Annotated in this window: 1 pseudogene; it reads left to right on the forward strand. The window is 67.3% G+C overall.

Annotated features, from left to right (window positions below):
• Nucleotides 1–17: 17 nt before the first annotated feature.
• Nucleotides 18–1882 (forward strand): annotated as a pseudogene (locus tag BC793_RS48540) (hypothetical protein); the annotation flags it as partial.

A 1882-nucleotide genomic window follows, 5' to 3' on the forward strand; every position in this document is an offset into this window, starting at 1 on the left:
ACGCCGACGTCGCCTCCATGACCAACCTGTTCAACAACGCCGACACCGCCATCACCGACCGCCCCGACATCCAGATCATCAGCGGCGGCTACACCCTCGACGCCGCACCCACCCCCGCCATCCAGGCCAACCACCGCGACCAGCAGGTCCGCAAAGCCATGGCCGCCGTGGACCCCCGCTCGGTCTACATGCCCGAACCCAACACGTTCCTCCGCGTCGACAACCGCAGCCTGGAAACCGACATCACCTTCGGCGTCCGCAACGACCCCCAAGGCGAACTCAAATACACCTCCAAAGAAGGCCGCGGACTCGCCCAATCCGCCGCCCAGCAACGCCTCTTCCAGGGCATGGACCCGTTGGCGTTCGGCGCCTTCGACCCGAACGTCTCGCTGCAGACCCAGGCCGGCCGGCTTCTACAGAACTACGACCCCGGCAACCCGGACGGCATCCCGCAGAGCCACGCCGACCGCGAGACCTGGAAGAAGCAGGTCCAGAACTACATCCAGACGTTCTACCCGGACATCGACGCGAACAAGGTCGACGGCCTCACCCGGCTGGCGTTCAAGAGTGTGGAGCCGGTCAGCCCCACCACGCAGAAGAGCATCCTCAACGATTTCAAGGCCGACCTGCCGAACGGCGCGAAGACTCTGATTCAGGTCGCCGGGGCGACACACTCCGCGCTGTCCGGCAATCCGCACACCACGTCGCAGTCACCGCCACCGAACCCGGGCGCCGTCGCCACCGGGGTGGACCTGCCCCCGAGCGGCCCGCCGGCCCCGAAGAGTCCCGAGTGGCGCGCGGCCTACGACAACGCCGAACAGAAGCAGCTCCGGACCGAGCGCTACAACCCGTCGAAGGACACCATCGTCCCCGGCACCCACCTGCTCCGCGGCGAGATCACCACCATCGACTTCACCAGCCGTGACTTCACCGTGGACGGCAAGGACTACCGGTCGTTCGAGGTGAAGCTGGACCTGACCTCGAAGAACGATCAGATGACCCCGGATCAGCTCCGGCAGGTCGCGGACACGGTGCAGAACACCATCGATCAGATGGTCAACGGCAAGCACACCCTGCCCAACGGCCGTGAGCTGCACGTTCAGCTGACCGTCGACACCGTTCCGTGGTCAGCCGATCTGATGGACACCTGGCAGGACCGGCAGGGTGGCCGCCCCCCGGTGCAGGTCACCTCCGAGCCGCTGCCGGATCCGGCCCGGCCGGACGACCACAGCAACGACGGCAACACCACCCAGCAGCACCGCTGGAACATCAACAACAACGCGGCCGTCCTGGTGCACGAGGTCATGCACTACCTCGGCGCCAAAGAGGGCTACCACGCCGATCATCACCTGTTCAACACCCAGGACCGGCCGGGTGTCATGGGCGCCGAGGTCTACGACCTGCCGTCGACCACGGAGGAGGCGGCCGCCGGTCCGGGCGGGCCCACGACCTATCTGTACGAGCACGATCTCCAGCTCATCGAGAACGTGTCGGAGACCGCCGGGCCGGTCCCGCGGACGGCTCCCGCCCCGGCCGCCGTGGACCCGGCACCCCGTGGCGACGCGCACACGGATTCGCCGGCACCCAAGTCGAGGGCGCCGATGCTGGGCGGTCAGGGCAGCCGCGCGTTCCAGAACGCGCAGAACACCTACCAGTTCAAGCAGGTCGGCACCCCGGTCACCGTCGGGCAACTCGGCCCACGCAACACCGAAACCGCCGACAAACCGGCCTACCTCGCCACGGTTCCCGTCGTCCCGGGCGACAACCTCAACGACATCATCACCACGTACACCCAAGGCTTCCGCCCCGGCACCGCCGACGGCCGATTCGGACTCGTCATCGGCGTCAACGGCTTCACCCGCAACTACTCCGACACCGACAT

Origin of the sequence: Actinoplanes xinjiangensis (assembly GCF_003148685.1) — a bacterium.
GTDB lineage: Bacteria > Actinomycetota > Actinomycetes > Mycobacteriales > Micromonosporaceae > Actinoplanes > Actinoplanes xinjiangensis.